The following is a 1,232-nucleotide window of genomic DNA, read 5'->3' as shown; positions in this document are numbered from 1 at the left end:
TGAATCGCCCCTGGTTTTCTAGACACTCTCCAAGCTCAGGAAATAGCGTTTCTCATACTCTACTGGAGACAGCTGCATAGCACTGCTGTGTCGGCGTTTAGGGTTATAGAACATCTCGATGTAATCGAAAATATCACTTCGGGCTTCTTCACGGGTTGTGTAGATCTTTCGTCGGATTCGCTCTCGCTTCAAAAGCTGGAAAAAGCTCTCGGCTACGGCATTGTCGTGGCAGTTTCCCCGCCGGCTCATGCTGCTGATTACATTGTTGGCCTTCAAAAAGCTTTTCCAATCCGAGCTACTGAACTGACTGCCTTGATCTGAGTGAATCATAACTTGCTGCTGAGGCTTGCGTCGCCAAACAGCCATCAACATCGCGTCGATAGCCAGGTCGCTGCACATCCTTGGCTTCATTGACCAACCAATTACTTGGCGTGAGAACAGATCCAGCACTACCGCGAGGTAGAGCCACCCTTCATAGGTGCGGATGTAAGTGATATCTGTCACCCAGACCTTGTTCGGCTCACTTACCTTGAACTGCCGCGCGAGGTGGTTGGGCGAGGCCACTGTTGGTTTTCCACCATAGAACCCTGGACGCCGCCGATAGCCCGTTTGAGAACGCAGTCCCTCCGCCTGCATCAAGCGCCTGACTCGATTTCGGCCGCATTCCTCTCCCAGCTCACGCAGGTCATCGTGAATTTTGCGGTAGCCGTATACACCTCCGCTTTCCAGCCAAGCGTGTTTGATCAAGCCAAGCAGACGTTGATCTTCTTTTGCTCGGGCAGATTGAGGCTCGGCCAGCCAGGCGTAATAGCCGCTGGGGTGCACCTTGAGGGTTTGGCAAAGGCGCCGCACCGGGTAATCAGTCGAGTGCTTCTTGATGAAGGCGTACTTCAGCCGCACTCCTTGGCAAAGTACGCGGCGGCCTTTTTTAAGATGTCTCGCTCTTCCGTCACGCGCTTGAGTTCAGCGCGTAGCTTGCGCAGTTCGGCCTGCTGATCGTCGTCTTGCTGACGCTGCTCTTGGGGCTTGCTGTAGACCTTGATCCAGGCGTAAAGACTGTGCACGGACATGCCCAGGCGCTGGGCGACATCGGCGACAGGTTTGCCTTTCTCGGTCACTTGCTTGACCGCTTCGATCTTGAATTCTTCGGGGTAACGCTGACGACTCATGGCACCTCCTATTTGGGCCTCATTATGAGGCTTGGAGGTGTCTACGAAACCAGGGGCGATTCA

1 protein-coding gene is annotated in these 1,232 nt (G+C 54.2%); it reads right to left on the bottom strand.

The features are described from left to right. Window positions 1-18: 18 nt before the first annotated feature. A protein-coding gene (locus H8F22_RS32490; RefSeq protein WP_087535084.1) for an IS3 family transposase occupies window positions 19-1,169 on the bottom strand; the annotation gives its coding sequence in 2 pieces (ribosomal slippage) (window positions 19-935 and window positions 935-1,169; 1,152 coding nt in all). Window positions 1,170-1,232 lie beyond the last annotated feature (63 nt).

Origin of the sequence: Pseudomonas mucoides, from assembly GCF_015461845.1 — a bacterium.
GTDB lineage: Bacteria > Pseudomonadota > Gammaproteobacteria > Pseudomonadales > Pseudomonadaceae > Aquipseudomonas > Aquipseudomonas mucoides.
The sequence above is the reverse complement of the archived record's forward strand: the minus strand, read 5'-3'. Positions and strand labels throughout refer to the sequence as shown.